This is a genomic window from Providencia sp. TYF-12 (assembly GCF_041344805.1).
Lineage (GTDB): Bacteria > Pseudomonadota > Gammaproteobacteria > Enterobacterales > Enterobacteriaceae > Providencia > Providencia huashanensis.
This window is the reverse complement of the sequence record NZ_CP166833.1, coordinates 586,482-612,149: the sequence shown is the minus strand read 5'-3', so window position 1 is coordinate 612,149 and position 25,668 is coordinate 586,482. Positions and strand designations below refer to the sequence as shown.

General features: G+C 42.5%; 7 protein-coding genes. 5 read left to right on the top strand and 2 right to left on the bottom strand.

What is annotated here, in order from left to right; translation table 11 throughout:
* Positions 1-17: 17 nt before the first annotated feature.
* Positions 18-947 carry a ribokinase gene (gene rbsK, locus ABE954_RS02655; protein ID WP_042848872.1) on the bottom strand — a complete coding sequence of 310 codons (930 nt, stop codon included), beginning with the start codon at positions 945-947 and terminating at the stop codon, positions 18-20.
* Positions 948-1,115: 168 nt separating this feature from the next.
* Here rbsK and deoC point away from each other — a divergent pair, with 168 nt between their 5' ends.
* On the top strand, positions 1,116-1,784 hold the full coding sequence (gene deoC, locus ABE954_RS02650) for a deoxyribose-phosphate aldolase (protein ID WP_042848873.1): 669 nt from the start codon (positions 1,116-1,118) through the stop codon (positions 1,782-1,784).
* A 55-nt stretch (positions 1,785-1,839) separates the two neighbouring features.
* Complete coding sequence (deoR, locus tag ABE954_RS02645) at positions 1,840-2,619, top strand: DNA-binding transcriptional repressor DeoR (RefSeq protein ID WP_042848874.1); 780 nt, start codon at positions 1,840-1,842, stop codon at positions 2,617-2,619.
* A 40-nt stretch (positions 2,620-2,659) separates the two neighbouring features.
* On the opposite strand, the gene rnz is transcribed toward deoR, so the two are convergent.
* Positions 2,660-3,574 carry a ribonuclease Z gene (gene rnz / locus ABE954_RS02640; RefSeq protein WP_210814130.1) on the bottom strand — a complete coding sequence of 305 codons (915 nt, stop codon included), beginning with the start codon at positions 3,572-3,574 and terminating at the stop codon, positions 2,660-2,662.
* A 235-nt stretch (positions 3,575-3,809) separates the two neighbouring features.
* On the opposite strand from rnz, the gene ABE954_RS02635 reads away from it, so the two are divergent.
* From ABE954_RS02635 to ABE954_RS02625, 3 genes are all read left to right on the top strand, one after another.
* Entirely contained in the window at positions 3,810-6,098 is a 2,289-nt protein-coding gene (locus ABE954_RS02635; RefSeq protein ID WP_164975533.1) for an inverse autotransporter beta domain-containing protein, read from the top strand.
* 186 nt (positions 6,099-6,284) lie between these two features.
* Complete coding sequence (locus tag ABE954_RS02630; RefSeq protein WP_198861116.1) at positions 6,285-8,459, top strand: inverse autotransporter beta domain-containing protein; 2,175 nt, start codon at positions 6,285-6,287, stop codon at positions 8,457-8,459.
* Positions 8,460-8,906: 447 nt separating this feature from the next.
* The gene (locus ABE954_RS02625) at positions 8,907-25,667 is read left to right on the top strand and encodes an Ig-like domain-containing protein (RefSeq protein ID WP_371025718.1); all 16,761 of its coding nucleotides are present in this window, start codon (positions 8,907-8,909) and stop codon (positions 25,665-25,667) included.
* Position 25,668: the final 1 nt, after the last annotated feature.

Here is a 25,668-nt window from a genome sequence, read left to right as displayed (position 1 = left end):
TGACTATTATTATTTAGCTATTTGTTAACTGTGTTGATTTGCACAAATTCCGTAAATTGCTCAACACTTGGATAAGAAGATTGAGTCCCTTTCCCTGTCACACTAAATGCAGAAAACATCACTGCTTTTTTCAGTGCTTCTTCAATATTCCCGGTGTGTACATAATAATGAGAAAAACAGCCAATAAAGGCATCTCCAGCGCCACTGGTATCAATGGCATTTACTTTGATAGCAGGTATATACAACTCACTATCGCGCGTCATCCACAAAGCCCCTTTATCACCAAGTGTGACAATCAGGTTTTTTAGGCCTTTATCCAATAGTGATTGTGAAGCTCGGCGGATGTTGTCCATCGTGTCGACTGGCATATTGGTTAGAATTTCTAATTCCGTTTCATTGGGTACAAAGAAATCACAACGGCAGGCAAAATCTAGATCGAGCGTTCGTTGAGCGGGGGCCGGGTTAAGTAATACGGGTATCCCATGCTTGTTACCAAAAGCGATCGCGTGATACACCGTTTCGAGTTGGACTTCTAATTGTAGGACGATCAGTTTGCATTTTTTTAGATCTTCAGCAGCCCGATCGATATCCTCTGGTGATAAAAACTTATTCGCTCCTTTAACGATCAAAATACTATTAGACGAATTTTGATTAACAAAAATTGGCGCGACACCACTTGAAGTACACGGAACTTTTTCCACATAGCGCGTGTTAATCCCGTAAGATTCAAGATTACGGATGGTGTTATCTGCAAAGATATCATCGCCGACTTTAGTTAACATAATCACTTTAGAATTCAATTTAGCCGCAGCAACAGCTTGGTTCGCACCTTTACCGCCGCAACCAATTTTGAAAGCTGGCGCTTCTAGCGTTTCGCCTTCTTTTGGCATTTGATCGATATAAGTGATCAAATCAACCATGTTTGAACCAATAACTGCTATATCCATAATGTCCCTCGTGTTAAATAAATCACATAATGATATGATACTAACATTATCATGTTGCAAAAATATCATTTGTGATTAGGATCTCGAATAACGAATGATCAAGTGTTACATCTACCACATTTCCTCATTCTTTGTTGTCTTATCCACATTTATATAGGAAAGTTGAAAATGCAAGACTTAGCAAAATATATTGATCACACTTTACTCGCTGCTAATGCAACTGTTAGTGATATCACAAAATTATGTGCAGAAGCGGCAGAGCACCATTTTGCCTCAGTATGTGTCAATACAGGATATGTGCCTTTAGCCAGTGAGCTGTTAAAAAACAGCGACGTTAAGGTTTGCTGTGTGGTAGGCTTCCCTTTAGGTGCATGTTTAACTGAAGCTAAAGCTTTTGAAGCGGCTGAAGCCGTGCGCCGTGGAGCTGATGAAGTTGATATGGTCATCAACGTCGGGATGCTAAAAAGTGGTGATTTAGACTTTGTTCGTCAAGATATTGAAGCTGTTTTTGCCGCTTGCGGTAACGCAACACTCAAGGTTATCTTAGAAAACTGCCTACTAACAGATGAAGAAATTACACAAGTTTGTGAAATTTGCCGCACAATTAAAGTTGGTTTTGTGAAAACTTCAACAGGTTTCAGTACAATGGGGGCGACTGAACACCATGTTGCTCTAATGCGTAAAGTAGTCGGCAACGAAGTTGGTGTAAAAGCGTCTGGCGGCGTTCGCGATCGTGAAACTGCCATTAAAATGATTGAAGCTGGTGCTAACCGTGTTGGCGCTAGTGCAAGTGTTGCAATAGTCACGGGGAATAATGACCAGCCAAGTGACTACTAAATGCTGGGGCGCGGTCTGACCGCGCCAATTTTATGTATTACAAAAGGACTGTAGGGTGATAGAAACTAAACAAAAAGAACGCCTTCGCCGCTTAAGTGAATGTTTAAAACGTTCAGGACGCATTCATTTAAAAGAAGCCGCTAGAATACTCGAAGTATCAGAAATGACCATTCGACGAGACCTTAGCGCAGATACCGAAGGCCCTATCCCAATGTCGCTACTCGGTGGCTATATTGTTTCTGTTACCCAACCCGCCAATTTAATCGCTCAAGAACAACAAGCGGATATTTTTACCCCAGACCAAACCGAAGCACTGTATATTCCAAACCTTGCCGCGAGTATGGTTACTGAAGATGATGTGATTTTCTTTGATAATGGTATTGAAATGGCAACATTGATTTCTCTTATCCCAGAGGAGATCAGTTTCACTGGAATTTGTTACTCACATAACGTTTTTTTAGCGTTAAGCCAGAAGAAAAATGCCACCGCCTTGTTATGTGGTGGTGAATATCGGCCAAAAAGCGATTCCTTTTACAACCCTTCATTACCTTCACTACTCGATTCAATTAACCCCAAAAAAGCCTTTATCTCTGCGGCTGGCGTACACGGGAACTATGGTGTGACTTGCTATAACTTGGATGATTTACCCATGAAGAAAAAAGCCATGGAAAAGTCCATTCGTAAGATTTTATTAGCGCCCTATAACCTATTTGATGAAGTTGCTACAGCCAATATGGGGGAATTGTCACAATTCGATGTGATAGTCACCAATCGCCAACTTTCCGATGAATACGAAACTTACTGCCGCAATGGTTTTGTGAAAGTGATTTTTTAAAAAAATTATCATTAAGCGGGCCGTTTATTACCCGCTTAAATTAAATTTTCACGGTTAAATAATCCTCTGCCATTATTGTGGCTGGGAATATTGCTTGGCACTCAGCAAGTAACCTTGGGATATCATGAGTCATATAACGCCCACTCAAATGGGTTGCAATAAAGCGTTTTACCCCAGCAGCACGAGCTAATCGAGCCGCTTGTTCCGTAGTTGAGTGCCCGCGTTCATTGGCTTTTTCCGCAAATGCTGCTTCTAAAGTGGTTTCATGCACCATAACATCTGCATTTTTAGCGAGTGCTAGCCCCTGGTCGGTTGGCTGAGTGTCACCAAAAATTGCAATCACTTTACCAGAGATAGGTTCGCCTAAATACTCCGCGCCATTCACAGTTCGACCATCTTCCAAAGTGATTGTTTTACCCGCTTTTAGGTCTTGCATCCACGGCCCCCGAGGGATGTTATCTTGCGCGAGTCGCTCTGCATCTAAAGCCCCGCTCTTTGCATGCTCTTCAATACGGTAGCCGTAGCATTCCACTCGGTGGTCAAGGGGGTAAGCCGTCACAATCAATTCGCCATCATCAAATAACTGCCCAGCTTGAATTTCAATGATGTTGAGTGGATAAGTCATATAAGACTCACTCACACTCAAAACGGTTTCAACATATTGTTTCAACCCTTTCGGACCATATAGCGTCAAAGATTCTGTTGCGCCCCCCATTGAGCGGCTGCATAACAAACCCGGTAGCCCAAAAATATGATCGCCATGTAAATGTGTAATAAAGATCTTGTCAATTTTTGGCGTTTTAAATGGGCTATTTAAAATACGGTGTTGTGTGCCTTCCCCGCAATCAAATAACCAATAGCTTTTTCGAATACCGACCAAATTTAATATCATACTGGTGACATTACGCTCTTTCGTTGGCACACCAGCACTGGTTCCTAAAAATGTAAGCTCCATACTACCCTCATCTAATCCATTGTTTTTATTATAGTAAGATTTTTTCCAATGACAATTTTATTGATTTTACCCAGTCACTTATTCGATATTTTTCAATTATCAATAAACGCGGTCATTCCAAATAATTCCAATATAAAAACCGCTTTTCCATATTATTCCAAGTAATTCCCAAGCGTTTTTCTCAATACTTGTTCCAAAATAACGGAAATGAATATCCAATCTAGGAATGTATTTAATGAATTGCCCTAAAGACAAACGCTCTCATCCTTTAGCCTTATTTATGGCAGCTTGGTCATTGACCATTATGCCAATGTTGCCTAGCTATGCAAAAATGCTCGAACCGAAAGAATTACCGCTTTTAGGCAGCACAGTAGAAAACCCTGAAAATAGCACCATGGAACGTGACTTAGCACAATACAGTAAAACAACTGCAACACTGCTATCTCAACAAAAAAATAGCAATGATATCGCTGAGATGGCACAAAGTTACGCGTTTAACCAAGCCGCTAATGTTGCAATAGACGAAATTACCCGTTGGTTATCAAAAGCCGGTAATGTCAAATTAAGCCTAAATGTTGATAAAAAATTATCCCTTAAAAGTAGCCAATTTGACTGGCTAATCCCTTGGTATGAACAGGCTGATATGCTGTTATTTACCCAACATAGCATTCATAATACCGATGGAAGGTTACAAAGCAATAATGGTATTGGGTTACGCCAGTTCAACGACCGCAACACAGTTGGTATCAATGCTTTCTTTGACCATGACCTTTCCCATTATCATTCCCGTTTAGGCATCGGTGCCGAATATTGGCAAGATTATTTAAAACTCACGGCGAATAGCTATTTACCTGTTTCTGGATGGCGTAGTACATCGGCATTATCTCAAGCCTATAATGCACGCCCTGCCCGCGGTTGGGATGTACAAGCAGAGGGGTGGTTACCTGCTTACCCTCACCTCGGCGGTCATCTTAAATTTGAACAATATTTCGGTCAGGATGTTGCTCTTATGGGGAAAAATAAACGCCAAAAAGACCCAACAGCAGCCTCAGTTGGTGTCAATTGGACCCCAATTCCCCTAGTCACCTTGAGTACTCAGCATAAAGTCAGTAGTGGATTACATGATACCAGTGCCAAAATGCAGTTTACTTGGGCATTTGATAAAGCATTCGCTGAGCAAATGGACCCATCGAAAGTAGGCGACTCCCGTCGAGTGTCTAGTAACCGCCACGATTTCGTTAATCGAAATAACAATATTGTTCTAGATTACCAAAAGAAAACCGTTATTCAGTTAAAGCTCCCAGAAAAAATACAAGGTGAAGCAGGCCAAGAATTACAACTTGTACAATCAGTTACAACTCAATACCCCCTTAAAAAAATTGTCTGGAACTCCCCTGAATTATTCGCTGCTGGGGGTGTTATTAGTTCATCAGGTCAAAATGCTAGGTTAAAATTGCCAGCATATAAAATGGCCTCAACCCCTTCAGAAAGTAAAAAATTGAACCGTTATCATTTAAGTGCCGTTGCTTATGATATTAATGGGAATACATCATCAACAAGTGAAACACTGATTGAAGTCACGGATACCATCGCCACAGCAACCAGCCCAGCACAAATACAGGGTATTAATATCAGTAAAACAGCATCATTGGCGGATGGCAAAGAAGCCAATATAGTTTCCGTTTACATTACCGATGCTAAAGGTAACCCTATCGCAGGGAAAACCGTCAATTTTAGCGCCACGCTAGGTAAAATTGACGCTCATGGTGTGACAAACCAACAGGGAATGATTGACATGCCCCTGACCAGTATGATGAGTGGTATCAGCGAAGTTACCGCATCTGTCGATGGTCATACTGAAACCGTTGCCGTCTATTTTATCAGCGGTCATTTAAACAAAATTAAAATTCTTAACACCAGTACAACCTATGCTGGCGCAGAGACGACCATTTCACTCAGACTCATTGATGAAAATGACAACCCTATTTCTGGTGCCGATGGGGTCATTATGATCAATATGGGTAATAAACAAATCCCAGTAGAAATCGAAGAAAACTCCGCCAACCTAGGTGAATATAGTGGAATACTTGCAGGGCAAATGGAAGGTGATTACACCATAACTGCTTCTTTACAGGGAAAAACGTCACCAGAGTACACTTTAACTGTAAGCTCACCACTCACCGTCGATGCGATCAACCCTGACGGCAGCGGCCCTCAAGGTCAGTTAGGTGTTGTTGCGCATGTAGAAATCACCACAAGAGCAACCAGTAATTTGAACGTCGGTGATGATTTACTACTTACCGTTACCCTCAGTGATGCATTTGGTAATACACTTGAAGGTATAGACCCTCGTAATATCGACCTTGGAAACCATAACGCTAATCTTGTCGGTTGGTATGAAGAGCGCGATGGGGATTATTCTACCTACTTAACATTAACAGCAGCCGGTAACCTTGATATTGCAGCCTCAATCAATGGCCACTCAACACAAACAACGGTCTCAGTAAGCCAAGTAACACCTTAAACACCCTATTTCCCCCCGTATATAGGGGGGAATGAAAAAACCTTACCAATCAATTGGTAACCATACCATTCCAAACTTTTCCACTACGCTAACTTAATTTCCGTTTAAGTCCAATAAATTCACAAGCATATACACCACTCCCCCCTGACAATAGCAACGTTAATATTGATATCAGGAATAAGTTCGATGGCTCCCCTTTCGTCAAAATTGAAACCAACGTTCTCGAATCGCTTGGCGCTCGCCGCTGCCATTGGGTCTATCGCCATTATGCCGGCCATACCCAGTTACGCCCAAATACTCAGTACGGACAACTTACCTACATTGGGATTGGGTAGCGATGCCTTTCAATTTGACCCACTTCCCTCCTCTGATGGTACTGAACGCTTTCTGGCTAAATATGGGCAGAATGCGGCAAACTTGACCTCTGAGGAAAACAAGACAAAAAACCTCTCGGAAATGGCACAGGACTATGCTCGTCAAAAAGCAGCTGATGTTGCCACCGATGAAATATCTCACTGGCTGTCAAAAGCCGGTAATGCTAGGCTCAATATTAACCTTGATAAACAACTGTCGATTAAAAATACCCAATTGGACTGGTTGATACCTTGGTATGACCAACCCGATTTGTTACTGTTTTCCCAACACAGCATTCACCGAACTGATGGCAGGCTGCAAACTAATCACGGTATAGGGTTACGCCACTTTAACCAAAATAGCATGATGGGTCTGAATACCTTTTTTGACCATGATTTATCCTATCATCATTCCCGCTTAGGATTTGGCCTAGAATACGCACAGGATTACGCCAAAATCAGCGCTAATAGCTACTTAAGGCTATCTTCTTGGCGCAGCACATCAGAATTAAAAGATGATTATGATGCGCGCCCTGCCAATGGGTGGGATATTCAAGTCGAAGGGTGGCTTCCTACTTATTCAAACTTAGGCGCTAACTTAAAACTAGAGCAATATTACGGTGATGACGTCGCTTTATTTGGTAAAAATAAACGTCAGAAAAACCCTATGGCCACCACTGTTGGTGTGCATTGGACCCCTTTCCCATTGCTGGGTATTAATGCAGAGCATAAAATAGGAAATGGCAATACCAACGAAACTCGTGTAAACCTCGGTTTAACCTGGCTATTAGGCAAAAATCTAGCGCAGCACCTTGACGCTTCAGCAGTCGATGCAACTCACCGTATTTCCAGTAACCGTCATGATTTTGTTAATCGCAACAATAATATTATTTTGGAATATCAAAATAAAAACTTAATTTTGCTGTCATTACCTCAGGTTATTCAAGGCGTGACCGGCGAAGAAGTGTCTATTATTCGCAACTTAATCTCAGAGTATCCTCTCGAAAAAATTATTGTTGAAGCCCCTGAGTTGGTAGCGGCAGGTGGTAGCATTACGCTAAATGGTCTCAAGAGTTCAGTGAAGTTGCCCTCTTACAAAATAGCGGAAAATGACGTTAAAAACCAACAACTCAACCGATATCGCCTAACAGTAACCGCTTATGACATTAAGGGGAACATGTCACCACAAGCTGAAACCTTAGTTGAAGTGTCCAATACTGGCTTGCTCGCTATCATCCATAAAAATGGTACAAAAAAGAGTAATGTTATAGCAAATGGTCGAGACCCAAATGTATTCACTGTAGTTATTAAGGATTCGCTTGGACATACCGTCCCAAATGCAAAAGTGAATTTTACCCTACCCGCTGGGCTTACCTCGTTCAATCAAAAAAATACAAGTTATTATTCGTTATTTAACCATTTTATGTGGAAAGCACAGGTCGCAAAATCCGCTTCAGAACAAGAGTTCGCCATTATCGCTAATAGCAAAGGAGAAGCTTCTATTCAATTTACAGCTTCGGTATCAGGGAGCTACGCCTTAAAAGCCAGTACGCAATATGGTGCAGAAATTAACGAACAGTTTAACTTTAAACCCGATATTGATCAGTCGTTTATCGGCAGTATAGAGATTATGCAAAACAATGCGTTGGCAGATGGGAACAGTAAAAATAAAATTAAATTTCATATTGTGAATAATAGCCGACAAAGTATCGCAGGTGCACAAGTGCATTTTAGTGGTAAAAATGTCGCTATTTCACCGACGATACCTACCGATGAGCAGGGAAATACCGAATTAGAAATCAGTAGCTTAACTGCTGGAACAACAGAAATCATTGCCACTCTTAATGGTGATAGCAGGGTCATACCGGTTAACTTTATAGACAAAAATGCCACGTATCACAGTCAAGAAAACCGTATCGTTTATAAGGGGGCCTTATTTAGGCAGCCCACTCATAAACCTGCCCCCCAAACAGACTCATTGTGGCATTTATTCGGTCAATTATTTTAATTATATGGATACCCCTCACTTGAGACCACGCCATAAAATAAAAATAGTGGTTTAACTCTTAGCTCATTATTACCCCTTAAATGGGGCTTTTTTTTATTTTTTAGTAACGAACTGATGACGGCCACAAACCGCGACTAAATTTAATATTATTCCAATAAGAATAGCGTTTATACCATCTATTGATTAATTTGAAATGCATAATTTCCAACCCATTATTTCACCCTTTAGATAACTGATTTTGTTCAGGTAAGATTAATTCTCAAGCAACATAAATAGCATTTACTCGCGTTATAAACGGTCGCTTTTTATTAGCAATAAAAGCCACTCATCCCCCATTTTTTCGCCTTGCAAATTCCGCTTCTGTTTAAGTCAAACTAATTCACAAGCTCTTACCTTTATAAGCATTCCACAATAACAAAGTTAAAATTAAAACTAGGAATGAATTAAATGAGCCCCACTACATCAACAGCAAAGCCAACATTGAGACACAGACTCTCAAATGGTTTTGTGATATTTACTGCTATTTGGTCTTCGGCTGTTATGCCTGTTATGCCAAGCTACGCAAAAATGTTAAGCCCTGATGAATTGCCAACACTAGGTGGTGATTCACTCCCTCTTGATGACAATAAAACCGAACAGCTTATTGCTGAGTATAGCCAAAGTGCCGCTCGTTTTATTTCGGATAAGAAAAAAGCTGCAGACCTCGCTGAGCTAGCACAGGATTACACGCGTAATAAAGTTACCAACGCAGCAACAAATGAAATCAACCATTGGTTATCCCAAACGGGGAACGCCAAATTTAGTGTTGACGTAGATAAAAAATTAAAAATTAAAAATACCCAGTTAGATTGGTTAATCCCTTGGTATGACCAACCTGATTTATTACTGTTTACCCAACATAACGTTCATCGTACTGATGGCCGCTTACAAACCAATAATGGTGTTGGCGTCCGTCACTTTACCCCGGATAGTATGGTAGGCACGAATGCCTTTTTTGACCATGACTTATCTCGTTATCACTCTCGTGTCGGTTTTGGGGTTGAATACGCACAAGATTTCTTAAAATTGAGTGCCAATACTTACCTGCGTACCTCGTCATGGCGGGGGGCGTCTGAATTAAAAAATGACTACAATGCTCGCCCAGCTAACGGTTGGGATTTGCAAGCTGAGGGCTTTTTACCATCATATCCGCACCTTGGTGGAAACCTGAAGTTTGAGCAATATTTTGGGGATGATGTTGCTTTATTTGGCAAAGATAAGCGCCAAAAAAACCCACTGGCAACCACAATTGGTATGAGTTGGACCCCTTTCTCACTGGTAACCTTAAGCGCAGAACAGAAAATAAGTGGAGGATTGAGTGAAACCAATGCCAAAATGGAATTCACTTGGACATTGGGTAAAAGCTTAGCTGAACACCTTGACCCGACTAAAGTCGTTGAGTCGCGCCGTCTATTAGGTAGCCGATATGATTTCGTTAACCGTAATAATAATATCGTATTGGAATATCAAAAGAAAACCTTGATATCGCTTTCTCTTCCTGACATGGTCCAAGGAAAAACAGGGGATATACTCCCTATCATCAATTCCCTTAGTACCAAGTACCCTTTAAAAGACATCACAGTCCAAGCCCCGGAGTTTTTAGCTGCTGGCGGAGAGATCTTACTTGATGGTGCAAAAACAAAAGTTAAATTGCCCACCTACAAAGTGGCAATGACCAAAGAAGAAAGCAAGAAAAATAACCGCTATCGATTCACAATAACCGCATCTGACCACAATGGAAATCACTCTCCACAAGGAACGACATGGGTTGAAGTTACCGACTACGGCGTATTATCAATTAACCCAAACGAGGTCATCAAACAAGGTAACGCGATAGCTAATGGCCAAGATATCAATACATTAACCATAATTGCCCGGGATGCTTTAGGAAATATCGCACCGGACTCCGTCGTGACCTTCACCTTGCCTGCTGAGCTCAAACTGGCTACGCCAAAAGCCACCTCGTCACAAATGGCTTTTTCTAATCTATTTAAAAAAATGCAGGCGGCAAAATCAACCACCCAAAGCAAATATCGCGTTATCACCAATATGAAAGGAGAAGCATCGATTCAATTTACCTCTCTCGTCACAGGTAAGCACCGAATTCAAGCGACTGCAAACGGCGGCGTACCGGTTGAAGCGGCTTTTTCCTTTATTGCAGATACCCGCCAAGCGCATATTAATCATTTTAATATCCTCAGTGATAATGCGGTTGCAGATGGAAAATCTACAAATAAAATTCAATTCCATATCACTGATAACCATGCACACCCAATTCAGGGTGCCATGCTGCAACTTGATGCTGAAAATGCCAATGCCACACAGCTAAGCCCAACCGATGAGCAGGGTAACACTGATGTTGAAGTGGACAGCAAAATAGCGGGAACAACTAAACTGTCCGCAACACTCAATGAACAACACGTTGAAGTAAAAGTGAATTTTGTATTTGGTCAGCTAGCCAATGTCTCCATTTTAGACCTTGAGAAAACAGCCGCGGGTACAGATAGTATCATCATGATTTCTTTAACTGACCAATATAACAACCCAATTTCTGGGGCTGATGGTAGCGTAATAGCCAACATCGATGGTCAACCAACCCCCATTACAATAAGTGAAACTTTTGCAGGTAGTGGCGTTTATATCGGCACATTACCGGGACAACAAAGCGGTACACCAAACGTAACGGTGACTATTGGTACACACACATCTTCCCCAGAAGTTCTAATCGTTGAGTCTCCGAAGCCAATTACTCCTCTCACGCCAGATGGGACAGGAAAAAAAGGGGAAAAAGGTGTTGTTGATAATATAACTATAACGCCTAGTTCTCCCTACTCTTTGCAATCTGGGGATACGCTTGATGTTACCGTCACCATTAAAGATGCCTTTGGTAACGGCTTAACAGATTTAAACAGCAATAATATCAATATTGGCAAATACCAAGGCGATACATTGAAATGGATTGATAACGGTGATGGTTCATACACCACCTCTTTACCATTAACCGAAGTCGGTACCAATGATTTAACTGTTTCTGTTAATGGAACAATGAGCCCAGCCACTAAAGTCGAAGTGGGCAACGCCACAGGCACTAAAAATGTCGATAACGTGAAAGTCACCAACATCAGTAAACCCGCAGCAGGTGAAAATGGTACCGTGACTTTCCAGTTAAGTGATAAACACAACAACCCCATAGTCGGCGAAAAAGAAATTACCGTTAATATTGATGGTCAGCCACACACTTTGCCAGTAACAGAAACCTCCCCAGGTACTTATGAAGCTATTATTCAGGGGCAAATTGCAGGCAACCATTATATTTCAGTGGTCGTTAACGGGAAAGAGTCCCCCAAAGAATTGCTAATTGTTGATAAGCCACAACCTATCAAGCCTAAAGACCCGAGTGGTATAGGGCAAAAAGGTGAGCAAGGCGTCGTCGATAATATCGCCATCACCACAGGTGATACCAGCCATCTACAATCTGGCGATAAGCTCGAAATCACCGTAACCATCACAGATGCCTTTAACAATGGTTTGTCAGGGCTAGACACTAATAATATCAACATTGGTAAACACAAAGGCGATACGTTGAAATGGGTCGATAACCAAGATGGCTCATACTCTACCAATATTGAATTAACAGAAATTGGCAATAATGACCTCACTGTTTCTATTAATGGCTCTACCAGCCCACAGAAACAAACCCAAGTTAGCCATGCCAAAGGAAAAGACAAAGTTAGCAAAATCGTCATTACCAATCCCCCTACCCCAGCAGCGGGCGCGCAAAGCACACTGACTGTCAAATTAACCGACAAAAATGGTAACCCTGTGGTTGGTGAACAGGAAATGGTGATTAAAATTGATGGCAAACCGTACACTTTACCTGCAAAAGAAGGAAAACCGGGTATTTATGAAGTCACATTGCCAGCGCTACAAGCAGGCAAACATGATATTCATGTTAGTTTGAATGGCACCACATCAATTAAAGAAAAGTTGCTGGTTGAGCAGCCAAAATCAATTTCCCCGAACAACCCAAACGGAACGGGCCAACTAGGCGAGAAAGGTGTTATTGACAAAGTGGCTATCACGGTTGATCACACTCACCGTTTTGAATCCGGTAATCCTCTTGATGTCACCGTAACGGTGTCAGATGCCTTTGGTAACGGTTTAGCTGGTTTAAATACCGATAATATCGATGTCGGTAAACACAAAGGGAATACCTTAAAATGGGGAGACAATGGCGATGGCTCTTATACCACTACCTTGACCTTAACCGAGGTTGGCAGCAATGATTTAACCGCCTCAGTCAATGGTACCCGCAGCCCACTCACAGAAGTACAGGTTAATAACGCCACAGGGGCGTCCCATGTCGATCAGGTGAAAATCACCAAAACAGAAAAACCAGCGGCAGGCTCAAATAGTATTGTGACTATCGAGTTAACCGATAAACATGGCAACCTAGTGGCCGGTGAAAAAGAAATAACTATCAATATTGATGGTCAAGCCCATAAACTGCCAGCGAGAGAAAGGAAACCGGGTATTTATGAGGTCACGCTACCAGCACTGCAAGCGGGTAATCATAGCATTAGCGCGAATGTGAATAGTAAGGTCTCAACTGAAAATACAATCGTGGTCGCGAAACCGATACCAATAAAATCGAATAATACCGGAAAACTTGGGGAAAAAGGTGTTGTCAACAACATTGCCATGACAATGGGCGATACCAGCAACTTACAATCTGGCGATCAGCTTGGGATCACAGTGACTATCACTGATGCCTTTCATAACGGTTTAACCGAGATCAATACCCATACTATCAACCTTGACGGGTTTAACGGCAAACCAGTCTGGAAGGATGAAGGCGATGGTTCTTACACCACCACCATCACATTAACAGAGATTGGCTCAAAAGATTTAACCGCCTCAATTAACGGTCAAAAAACCCCTGCGACGGCCATTCAAGTCAGCAACGCTTCGGGTAAAAATAACGTCAGTAAAGTTGAAATTACCAAAATAGAAAAAGCAGATGCAGGTTCTAATAGCACACTGACTGTTAAATTAACCGATAAAAATGGTAACCCTGTGGTTGGTGAACAGGAAATAATTATTGAAATTGATGGCAAAAAACACACACTACCCATCAAAGAAATCGCCCCTCAAACCTATGAGGTTATTCTTCCAGGGCAACACGAAGGTAAGCATAGTATTATCGCGGAAGTGAATAATAAGCTGTCAGGCGTAAAAACACTGGTAGTTGAGAAATCAAAACCCATTAAATCAATAAACCCAACTGGCAGTGGTCTGCAAGGGGCAAAAGGTGTTATCGATAAAATTACCATGACCACCGGTAGTGTAGCCAATCTGCAATCAGGCGACGCACTCCGTGTGATGGTAACGCTAACCGATATCTTTGGTAATACATTAACAGGGATCGACACCAGTAATATTATTCTTGATGGCTATAATGCTGGAACACTACAATGGATTGATAACGCTAACGGAACTTACTCAACCACCTTGCCATTAACTCAAATAGGAGACTATAAATTAACCGCTTCAATTAGTGGTCATAAAACACCTCACACACCAATTAACGTCGCTAATACGACAAATAGTGCCAAAGTGAGCAATATCATCTTTGACGCTATCCCCTCTAGTGCAACAGGTGACAATAGAGTTATTACACTAAAAGTGACTGATGCTAATCAGCATCCTGTGACCCAAATAGCAAATGAAATACAAGTCACCATTGAAGGGAAGACAAACACTTTACAATTAGCAGAATCAACAACAAACAAAGGCACCTACATGGCTGTTTTGCCGGCGCAAATGCCTGGCACTTACATAATTAATGCCAAAGTTAACACGAAAACCGAGACAAGGATCTGGGTGGTAGGAGCAGCAAACACTATTACCGCCTCCCCGCAGGGCCAATTAAATGAACGCGGCACCCTCAACACCATTGAGTTTCAAATATCACCCCATAATGGTCTAAAAGTTGGCGACACCCTAACCCTAACCGCGACCATGAAAGATGCGTTTGGTAATACCTTAACAGGTGTTGATACAAAATTAATTAACTTACTTAAAAGCAAGAATAAAAATGCGCCATGGCAAGATAATCAAGATGGTTCTTACCGTTCAAGCCTACAGTTAATTCAGTTTGGAAAAGCGTCATTAAAGGTTGAGGCCAATGGCATCCAAAGTAATGAAGTGGCTATTGATGTGGCCTATAGCGAGCAAGTCAGCCATATCACCGCATTAAGTTTAGAGCCTATTTCCAATAGCGAAGCAGGTAATCAACCCACTATTACGGTGAAAGCTATTGATAATCAAGGTCATGCAATTACAAATATTGCAAATGCCATCACTGTAGCGGTAAACGGTCAAAAAGTGGCTGTCACCTTGACTGAATCTACACAAAATAAAGGCTCTTACATTGGCACCTTGCCAGCAATGACGGCAGGGAAATACACTGTCGAAATCAAAGCTGGTAACCAAACACAATCAAAAGAGTGGACTGTCAATGGCGCAACCACTATTACAGCCAATCCCAAAGGCCATACTGGTGACCGTGGTGTCGTTAACAATATAACACTCAATACGTCGTCAATTACCGCACTCAAATCTGGTGACTCTCTAAAGCTAACGGTCACCGCAAAAGATGCATTTAACAACCCCCTTAAAGGGATTGACCTGAACAGCATTACGCTAACGCACAACCAAAAAACCAACGTGACGTGGAAAGACAACCAAGATGGCACTTATACCACTGATTTATTGCTAACCCAACTCGCTAGCGACACAGTAAAAGTGAGCATCAATGGGCATGCCCAAAACGTCAATATTGTGGTGAATAATGCGATAGAAAGCACAAAAATCACCCATGTTGTACTTGAGCCTATCTATGCAAGTGAAGCAGGTGAAACTCAAACTATTACAGTAAAAGTTACTGATAATAATAAGCACCCGGTTACTGCAATTGCTAACCATATCACTGTTAAGATCAACAAACAGTCTCGATCAATACCTTTTACTGAATCCTCAACCCACAAAGGCATTTACACCGCCGCATTACCTGTAGAAAAAACAGGAGATTATACTATTGAGGTGAGTGCTAACCGTCACACATCAACAAAAACGTGGCAAGTAAAACAGCCTACGACCATTAAAGCGACAGCAAAAAATGGGAGTGGCGCAGAAAATCAACGTGGTGTAGTTAAAACTGTTAAATTAACCTCTTCGTCGCCCAACGGTCTCAAATCAGGGCATTCGTTACAATTAACCGTAATACTAAAAGATGCCTTTGGTAACACCCTTGAAGGTGTTGATAGCTCAGCTATTCAATTGCGGAACAAGCAAGCAAGCACTGTCAGTTGGTCAGACAACCGCAATGGAAGCTATACCATTATTTTACCGTTAACCGCTATTGGTGAAGATCAATTAATGGTTACCGTAAACAAGAAAGACAGTTCACCGCTGAAAATTAACGTCGATAATGCGACGGGTGCAACTCAAATTCATAAGGTCGAAATTAACAAGCTACCTAGCCCAGCAGCAGGTAAAAACAGCACCATCACGATTGTATTAACTGATGCAAACTCCCTGCCTGTCACAGGAGTGAACGGTAGTGCAATCCTTTCTATTGATGGTGTAGAAACGTTAATTAATATCACTGAAAAAACCAAAAACACGGGGATCTACACCTCATCGCTTTCAGGTCAAAAATCCGGCGATCATAAAATAAAGGTTACGGTTGGTGGTATTCATTCAACAGAATCAACCTTACACGTCAGCGCACCAAACGCCATCACCAACAATAAGCATGGCGCAGAGGGTGAACATGGCGTGGTAAAAACCGCTGAGCTCACAATCGCACCGGCTCAAGGCTTTAAATCAGGGGATAATGTAACACTGACACTGACGTTAAAAGATGCGTTTGATAACACACTGGTAGGGGTTGATACCTCAGCAATTAAGCTTACCCATAACCAACGACTGACTCCAGTTTGGACAGATAGAAAAAATGGCACCTATACCGCGGCATTAAAGCTGACAAAATTAGGTCAAGACCAGCTCTTTATCGCCGTGAATAACGAACAAAGCCAGAGCGTTTCCATTTATGTCTCCGCGCAAGCAGACAACAAGGCTATCCAACAAATCAACATTACTGATGTTACCCAAGTTGCAGCAGGAGCAAACAGCGCCTTTGTGGTTGCATTAATCGATGATCAGGGTAACCCTGTCAATGGCATCGATGACGTAACGGTGAAAATCGATAAGCACCCACCAATCTCTGTTTCAGTCACTCAACAAACGGATGGCAGTTACACAGGAACATTACCGGGGCAACTCAGTGGTGCTCATGAGGTGGTTATTTCTGCCAATAGGCTAAAATCCAAGCCAAAAACGCTAAACGTGGCGCAAGCCGATACCGTTACCGCAATGGCAGATGGCAGTGGTATAAAAGACAAGCAAGGTGTTGTTAGCAGCGTGGTACTAAATGCATCAAAAACAGCGTTAACATCTGGCGCGAATGTGCAACTGACCGTCAGCTTAAAAGATACCTTCCACAATCCACTCAAAGGAGTTAGCAGTAAACATATTGCGCTACAACATAGCCAAACGGGCAGTGTGGCATGGGTAGATCACAATAACGGCAACTACACAGCAACATTGCCGTTAAATAAACTGGGGCCTGATACACTGAAAGCCACAGTAAACTCAATAGCAAGCCAAGCTATCACTGTTCACGTACAAAATACCAACCAAGTGACGCAAATTAGCACACTGGAGCTTAGCCCTATTACCCCAACAGCTACAGGTCACTCGCCAACACTGACAGTGAAAGCCGTTAATATCAATAACCATGGCATCACGGGTATTGCTGATAACCTTAAAGTTTCACTTGATAGTGCGTCACAGCACCTAACTTTCACTGAAGATAGCCAACAACTAGGGACTTATACCGCCACCTTACCGCCTAAAAAAGCCGGTAGCTATACAGTTGAAGTTCGTGCGAATACACACACAGCAACACAAACCTGGGTGGTAAACGCTGCAACGGTCACCAAAGCAACCCATCACGATGGCTCTGGGGTTCAGGGTCAGATAGGTGTGGTTAATACCGCTGAACTGGCCATAAAAACCACCGCCAACCTCAAATCAATGGATACGATAAAACTAACGCTGACGTTAAAAGATGCGTTTGATAACACACTGGTAGGGGTTGATACCTCAGCAATTAAGCTTACCCATAACCAACGACTGGCTCCAGTTTGGACAGATAGCAAAAATGGCACCTACACTGCGGACTTAATGTTAACAGCATTGGGTGAAGACCTCTTAGTCGCTAAGGTTAACAGCACGCAAAGTGATCCGGTTAAGATTGACGTGAAAAAAACACAAGGAGATAAACACATCAACAAGGTTGTTATCACCCATATAACCCCTTCTGTAGGCGCAGGGGCAGAAAGTACCTTAACGTTTACCTTAGCCGATGTTCAAGGGAACCCGGTTGACGGCATCCAACAGGTTGAGGTCGAAATCGATCAGCTTAAACCGAAAAAAATTAACGTCAATCAACAAGCGGATGGCAGCTACACAGGAACATTAGCGGGGCAACTCAGTGGTGCTCATGAGGTGGTTATTTCTACCAATGGGCTAAAATCCAAGCCAAAAACGCTAAACGTGGCACAAGCCGATACCGTTACCGCAACGACAGATGGCAGTGGCATAAAAGACAAGCAAGGTGTTGTTAGCAGCGTGGTACTAAGTGCACCAAACACAACGTTAACATCTGGCGCGAATGTGCAACTGACCGTCAGCTTAAAAGATGCCTTCCACAACCCACTCAAGGGAGTTAGCAGTAAACATATTGCGCTACAACATAGCCAAATGGGCAGTGTGGCATGGGTAGATCACAATAACGGCAACTACACAGCAACATTGCCGTTAAATAAACTGGGGCCTGATACACTGAAAGCCACAGTAAACTCAATAGCAAGCCAAGCTGTCACTGTTGACGTACAAAATACCAACCAAGTGACGCAAATTAGCACACTGGAGCTTAGCCCTATTGCCCCAACAGCAGCAGGTCACTCGCCAACCCTAATGGTGAAAGCCCTTGATATCAATCAACATGGTGTCACGCAAATTGCTGATGACTTTAAGGTCACGCTCAATGGTGCACTGATAGACGCCATTTTCACTGAATCCTTAACTTCAAAAGGGGCTTACACCGTGACCTTGCCACCGCAAAAAGTCGGTAAATATACGGTTAAAGTGACTGCCTATAAACAAACCGCACAGCAAACGTGGGAAGTTAATGTGGCTTCTGTCATCACGGCAACCAACACCTCGGGAACGGGTACGCAGGGTGCACGCGGCGTGGTCAAAACCGCCGAGCTCACAGCGGTATCAACTCAAAACCTGAAATCAGGGGATAGTGTAAGACTGACGCTGACCTTAAAAGATGCGTTTGATAACCCTCTAAGTGGTATTGATGTTAAAAACATCAAATTAACCCACAACCAAACCGGTAATGGGCTTTGGGTTGATAACAAAGATGGGACCTACATTGCGGACTTAATGTTAACGGCATTGGGTGAAGACCTCTTAGTCGCTAAGGTTAACAGTTCGCAAAGTGATCCGGTTAAGATTGACGTGAAAAAAACACAAGGAGATAAACACATCAACAAGGTTGTTATCACCCATATAACCCCTTCTGTAGGCGCAGGGGCAGAAAGTACCTTAACGTTTACCTTAGCCGATGTTCAAGGGAACCCGGTTGACGGCATCCAACAGGTTGAGGTCGCAATCGATCAGCTTAAACCGAAAAAAATTAACGTCAATCAACAAGCGGATGGCAGCTACACAGGAACATTAGCGGGGCAACTCAGTGGTGCTCATGAGGTGGTTATTTCTACCAATGGGCTAAAATCCAAGCCAAAAACGCTAAACGTGGCACAAGCCGATACCGTTACCGCAACGACAGATGGCAGTGGTATAAAAGACAAGCAAGGTGTTGTTAGCAGCGTGGTACTAAGTGCATCAAAAACAGCGTTAACATCTGGCACGAATGTGCAACTGACCGTCAGCTTAAAAGATACCTTCCACAACCCACTCAAAGGAGTTAGCAGTAAACATATTGCGCTACAACATAACCAAACGGGCAGTGTGGCATGGGTAGATCACAATAACGGCAACTACACAGCAACATTGCCGTTAAATAAACTGGGGGCTGATACACTGAAAGCCACGGTAAACTCAATAGCAAGCCAAGCTGTCACTGTTGACGTACAAAATGCCAACCAAGTGGCGCAAATTAGCACACTGGAGCTTAGCCCTATTGCCCCAACAGCAGCAGGTCACTCGCCAACCCTAATGGTGAAAGCCCTTGATATCAATCAACATGGTGTCACGCAAATTGCTGATGACTTTAAGGTCACGCTCAATGGTGCACTGATAGACGCCATTTTCACTGAATCCTTAACTTCAAAAGGGGCTTACACCGCCACCTTACCGCCTAAAAAAGCCGGTAGCTATACAGTTGAAGTTCGTGCGAATACACACACAGTAACACAAATCTGGGTGGTAAACGCTGCAACGGTCACCAAAGCAACCCATCACGATGGCTCTGGGGTTCAGGGTCAGATAGGTGTGGTTAATACCGCTGAACTGGCCATAAAAACCGCCGCCAACCTCAAATCAATGGATACGATAAAACTAACGCTGACCTTGAAAGATGCGTTTGATAACCCTCTAAGTGGTATTGACGTTAAAAATATTGAATTAACCCACAACCAAACTAGTAATGTGCTTTGGGTTGATAACAAAGATGGGACCTACACTGCGGACTTAATGTTAACGGCATTGGGTGAAGACCACTTAGTCGCTAAGGTTAACAGTTCGCAAAGTGATCCGGTTAAGATTGCTGTCGGGCATGCTGAAGGGGATAGCAAGGTTTCCCAGATTAAAATTCTGTCGTCCATGCCTGTACCTATGTTAGCGGGCGTAGGCGGTACACTGGTGCTTTCCATGACAGACAAAAACGGTCACCCAGTCGCCAATATTAATCAAGTGTCATTTGGCATCATAAATAATTTGGGGACTACCTTCAACGTCTCTCAATTGGCTAATGGTAACTATATTCTCACATTACCAACCCTACAGGCAGGGGGATACACCTTTAGGATTAGAATTAACAAAATATCCGACACTATAAGCCTCACAGTGGAAAAACCAAAAGCTATTCTCGCAGATAAACCTGATGGCTCGGGGGCGACAGACTCACGCGGCGTGGTGAAGAACGTACAATTTGACCCTATACAGATAACTCATCAGCAAGCCGGTAATAAACTAAAACTCACAGTCACCTTAACTGACCATTTTGATCATAAGCTAATCGGTGTTAGTCGCGGCATTATGACCAAGACAAAACAAGCCAGCTCTGTAAAATGGCAGGATAACGCAGATGGCAGCTATTCCACGGAGTTGTTGTTGAGTAAAGTAGGGACAGATACGTTACAAGTAACCGTCAATAACATTTCCCAATCACAAACCATTCAAGTTAATGCCCCAGAAGGTAAATCTGCCGTTCACAGTGTGGAGTTAAAGGAGACTGGCAAGACGTTTATGGTCGGCGATTCCGTCGAATTACAATTAACATTGACAGATAGCCATGGTAACGGTGTTGAAAAGGTACAGGCTAGCGATATTCGATTAGAGCATAATAATACGCTTATCTCTGCACTCTCTTGGCAAGAACTAGGCACAGGGGTTTACACCACCACACTCCCGTTACATAAACAAGGGAGAAACACTTTTGTAAGTCAAGTTAACAACCAAGCAAGCACACCACTTGCCGTTAGCGTCAACGCACTAACCGGCCCAACACAGGTAAAAACCGTTCAGCTTAACGCCAGCACTAACCAACTGACAGTGGGAAGTAAAACAGAACTGACTCTGACATTATTAGACCAATGGAATAATGGTGTTGGCGGGATCACCGCTAAAGATATCACCATTAATGATACGCATATTAAGAAAAACCTAACGGGTTTAATCTGGACGCCACAAGGAAATGGTATCTATACTGCACCAACAACGGTTTCTACCGTAGGGGTCCACTCGCTGAAAGCAACCGTTAATCTAATAGAAAGTCATAATGTATTGGTTGATGCGCAGCCGTCAACCAACCAAAGTCATATAAATAAAGTTAAACTAACAACAAACTTAAGCACCATTACCGCAGGCAGTAAAGTCACGTTATCGCTAAAAATAACTGATATAAATGACAATCCAGTTATTAAACTCGATAATCATAAGATCACGCTGACTGAAAGTAACAACACCATACCCACTGTCTGGGATGAAGATCTCCATGGCTTAGGTATCTACTCCACCAGCATCAAGCTCACTAAGGTTAAAACACATAAGCTAAAGGCTGAAATTGGCCAGTTTACAGATATAACAAATGTCATGGTCAATTCACCATCGGGTAAAGATGCGGTGACGGCAATCGCCATTTCACCGATAGCCAGAAGTGAAGCAGGGGAAGCATCATCGTTCTTAATTCACTTAACTGACCAATATCGAAACCCTGTTAACAATGTCCTGAGTAGTGATATCACCGTGAAAATTAATGGGCAAAAACAGAACATTATATTTACGGAAAAAAATATATTGAACGGGTATACAGCTCACCTTCCTGCCGCTAAAGCTAACAGTTATCAGATAATGGTGGAAGTTAACGGGCTATCAAAAACTGCCGAATGGGTCGTTAATCCCCCTATAGCGGTCCCAATCACTTCTTATGATAAAGATGGGTTAAGGCGCTCATTAGAGACGATTTTTATTACTCACAACGCTCAAAGCACCACAATAAATTCAGGTGATAAAGTCACTCTAACTGTTGCGCTAAGAGATAAGTTCGATAACAAACTCACTGGTGCAAAAAACGCATTGAATTTACTGACTAATCTACAACCAACTACCGCATGGATAGAAGTCAGCGATGGGCTATATACTCAAGAAGTCATTATGAACAAGCTACACAAGCAATCAATTCAAGTGGTGGCAAATAAAATGCTCAGCGATAAGCTTGAGCTAACCATTTCACCTGCCGAAGGAGTAAGTCATGTCCATAAAACCCGACTTGAAACCAAAGAAGGCACCATTGAAGCAGGTAAAGAAGTCACCTTAACATTAACCCTAACCGATAGCGTTGATAATGGGGTTATCAAGGTCGATACTAACGATATTCAATTCACCAACAACCAAAAAGCCGTCAAGACGACATGGGCTAACATACAAGATGGCGTGTATACCACCAAACAACGGTTAGAAACCATGGGTAATTACCAGTTCAAAGCGGTTGTAAACAACCAACCAAGTCGTATACAGACCGTGGAAGCCACCTATCCAAGCGGAAAGGATGTGGTAAAAACAGCGGACATATCAGCAAATACCAGCATGGTTAGTGCAGGTGAAAATGTTGAGTTAACCTTAACACTGAAAGACCAATACCAAAACTTGGTGACTGGCGTCAATGGCTTGGATATTACTTTAGTCGATAACCATAGCAAACAAAAAATTGATAGCAGTAGCATTGCTTGGAACATGGAATCAGCGGGGGTTTATAAAGCCAAAGTTCCACTGACATTAGTCGGTAAGCATACGTTAACAGCCACCGTGAATACGGTATCCGCTCCAACCAACGAAATTACGGTGAACTCCCTAACAGGTGCTGCGAATGTGAAATCTGCGACACTTTCAACATCAGCAAAATCAATCATGCCGGGTACTAATGTAGCACTATCCTTAACCCTAAAAGATAAATATGACAACCCGGTCACCAAGGTCGACACAAAGGATATTTCCTTAACTGATGCGTTCGCGACCTTGCCTACAGCAAGCGTAACGTGGAATAGCTCGCAAGATGGCGTTTATACGACTAACGTCCAGTTAAATAAGGTAGGAAGCCACACATTAACGACCTCAGTTAAGAATGTGCTGTCTAATGATACCGTGAAAGTTGAATCATTCAGTGGCACTCGCCATGTCAATAATGCAACATTGGCTCTGGACAATTCAACAATAACCGTTGGTAATTCAGTCACATTAACCCTATCACTTATCGATATGTATGGTAACAACGTTAGTCAGGTGCCGGACGGTGACATCACCATAACTTATGGTAATACGACACTCAGTCCAAACTGGTCATCTTCTACGAATGGAACCTATACTGCATCGCTGCCATTTAACAACGTCGGCACTGGGTCATTGCAGGCAAGGGTGAATAAATACTATAGCCTTGCTCAAACCCTGACAGTCGCTCATCCAAGTGGCCAAGATAAAGTAGCAAAAGCTAACTTAACGGTAAAAACAACGTCACTCAAGGCTGGGCAAGACGTTGAATTAACCTTAGTGTTAAAAGATAAGCACGATAACTTTGTGATTGGCGTCAATGGCTCGGATATTGCTTTAATAGATAGCCATAAACAAAAAATTGATAGTAGCCGTATTGCATGGGGCATGGCATCAGATGGCGTTTATAAAGCCAAGGTTCCACTGACATTAGTCGGTAAGCATACGTTAACCGCCACCGTGAATACGGTATCCGCTCCAACCAACGAAATTACGGTGAACTCCCTAACAGGTGCTGCGAATGTGAAATCTGCGACACTTTCAACACCAGCAAAATCAATCACACCGGGCACTAAGGTAACACTGTCCTTAACCCTAAAAGATACATATGGCAATCCTGTTACCAAGGTAGATGCAAAGGATATCACCTTAACTGATGTATTAGTGACCTTGCCTACACAAACCTTAATGTGGAATAGCACACAAGATGGCGTTTATACGACTGATGTCCAATTAAATAAGCTAGGAAACCACTCGTTAATAGCAGAAGTTAATAATGTACCATCTAGCCATACAGTAGCAGTTAAGCCATTAAGTGGCCCTAGCCATGTCAAAACAGTCAAGTCAACTGTACCCAAGAAGGTTAAAATGGGTGAAAATACATCAATAACAGTAACCTTAGCTGATATGTATGGGAATGGCGTTATTGGCGTCCAAATGGCCGATGTCACTATTTCAGATACGCAAAATAATACCTCCCCTTCATCTTGGACAGATAATAAGGATGGTAGCTACACAGCAAACATTGTATTTAATACCCTAGTGACAAAGAAAATTAAAGTCAGTGTCAATTCACTCTCACACACCCAAGATGTAGAGGTAGCCGTTGGTGTCCCGGTATTTAGAACTGGTCGCAGTGAGTTCTCCGTTGTTAACCGCGATATTGATAAACGTGGTCACTCTATAGCCACTATCCAATTAGTGCTAAAAGATGCTGCTGGTAGCCTGATTACCGACCAATTCCCTACAATTAAGGTAAAAGGTGCGGCTTTGTATAATGATAACATGAAGGAACTCTCTAATTCCAAAGGGACTTATATCATTGATATATCCAGTGACAAACAAGGCACAGCGATTGTTGAAATAGATAAAGACTCCATCGGTGCAACAAACAGACCACCGACATTCACCTTTACCGCTTATGGAAAAGTACAGCTGGAGACTCATATTAACCCACATACTTTTGAATTCAACAGTGGTTTCCCTAAATTCGGATTCAAAGATGCAACCTTTACCATTAAGGTACCTGTTGGAAGGCCATCGGATTATAACTGGCAGGTATCTAAAAATTGGCTCACAGTCAATAACAATGGCATAGTCACTTTCAACAAAAAACCAAGTTCTTCTTGGACGGCAGAAATCACAGCTCGTGCAAAATCAGGTGTTGGCCATGATGGGGTTGTCAAATTTAGTATTACCCCCCACATTTGGTTGGATCTCCGCTCATCTAAAGCGAGTACGCCTGAAGAGCACTGTAAAATCAACGGAGGAACTCTTTCCACTGTTACTGATTTTGCTTCAAACTTCGCAAGACAAACAGGTTCAATCATCCCTGAATGGGGGAACCTACAAAGATATCAATCCAGCATCTTCGCAATTCCGTATATCGTAGTTAAGCATGACCAAAGTTCTACCCATGATCGTACTTTGCTATCTATTGTAGATGGTGGCCTACTACCTTTTAACAGCAACTCCGGTGTAAAAATTTGGGACAATAGCGCTGTCTGCACCTTTAAACCTTAAC

Bases quoted from the DNA above. Each gene is read 5' to 3' on its own strand.
- rbsK (WP_042848872.1), bottom strand. From the start codon at position 947: ATGGATATAGCAGTTATTGGTTCAAACATGGTTGATTTGATCACTTAT.
- deoC (WP_042848873.1), top strand. From the start codon at position 1,116: ATGCAAGACTTAGCAAAATATATTGATCACACTTTACTCGCTGCTAAT.
- rnz (WP_210814130.1), bottom strand. From the start codon at position 3,574: ATGGAGCTTACATTTTTAGGAACCAGTGCTGGTGTGCCAACGAAAGAG.
- ABE954_RS02635 (WP_164975533.1), top strand. From the start codon at position 3,810: ATGAATTGCCCTAAAGACAAACGCTCTCATCCTTTAGCCTTATTTATG.
- ABE954_RS02630 (WP_198861116.1), top strand. From the start codon at position 6,285: ATGGCTCCCCTTTCGTCAAAATTGAAACCAACGTTCTCGAATCGCTTG.
- ABE954_RS02625 (WP_371025718.1), top strand. From the start codon at position 8,907: ATGAGCCCCACTACATCAACAGCAAAGCCAACATTGAGACACAGACTC.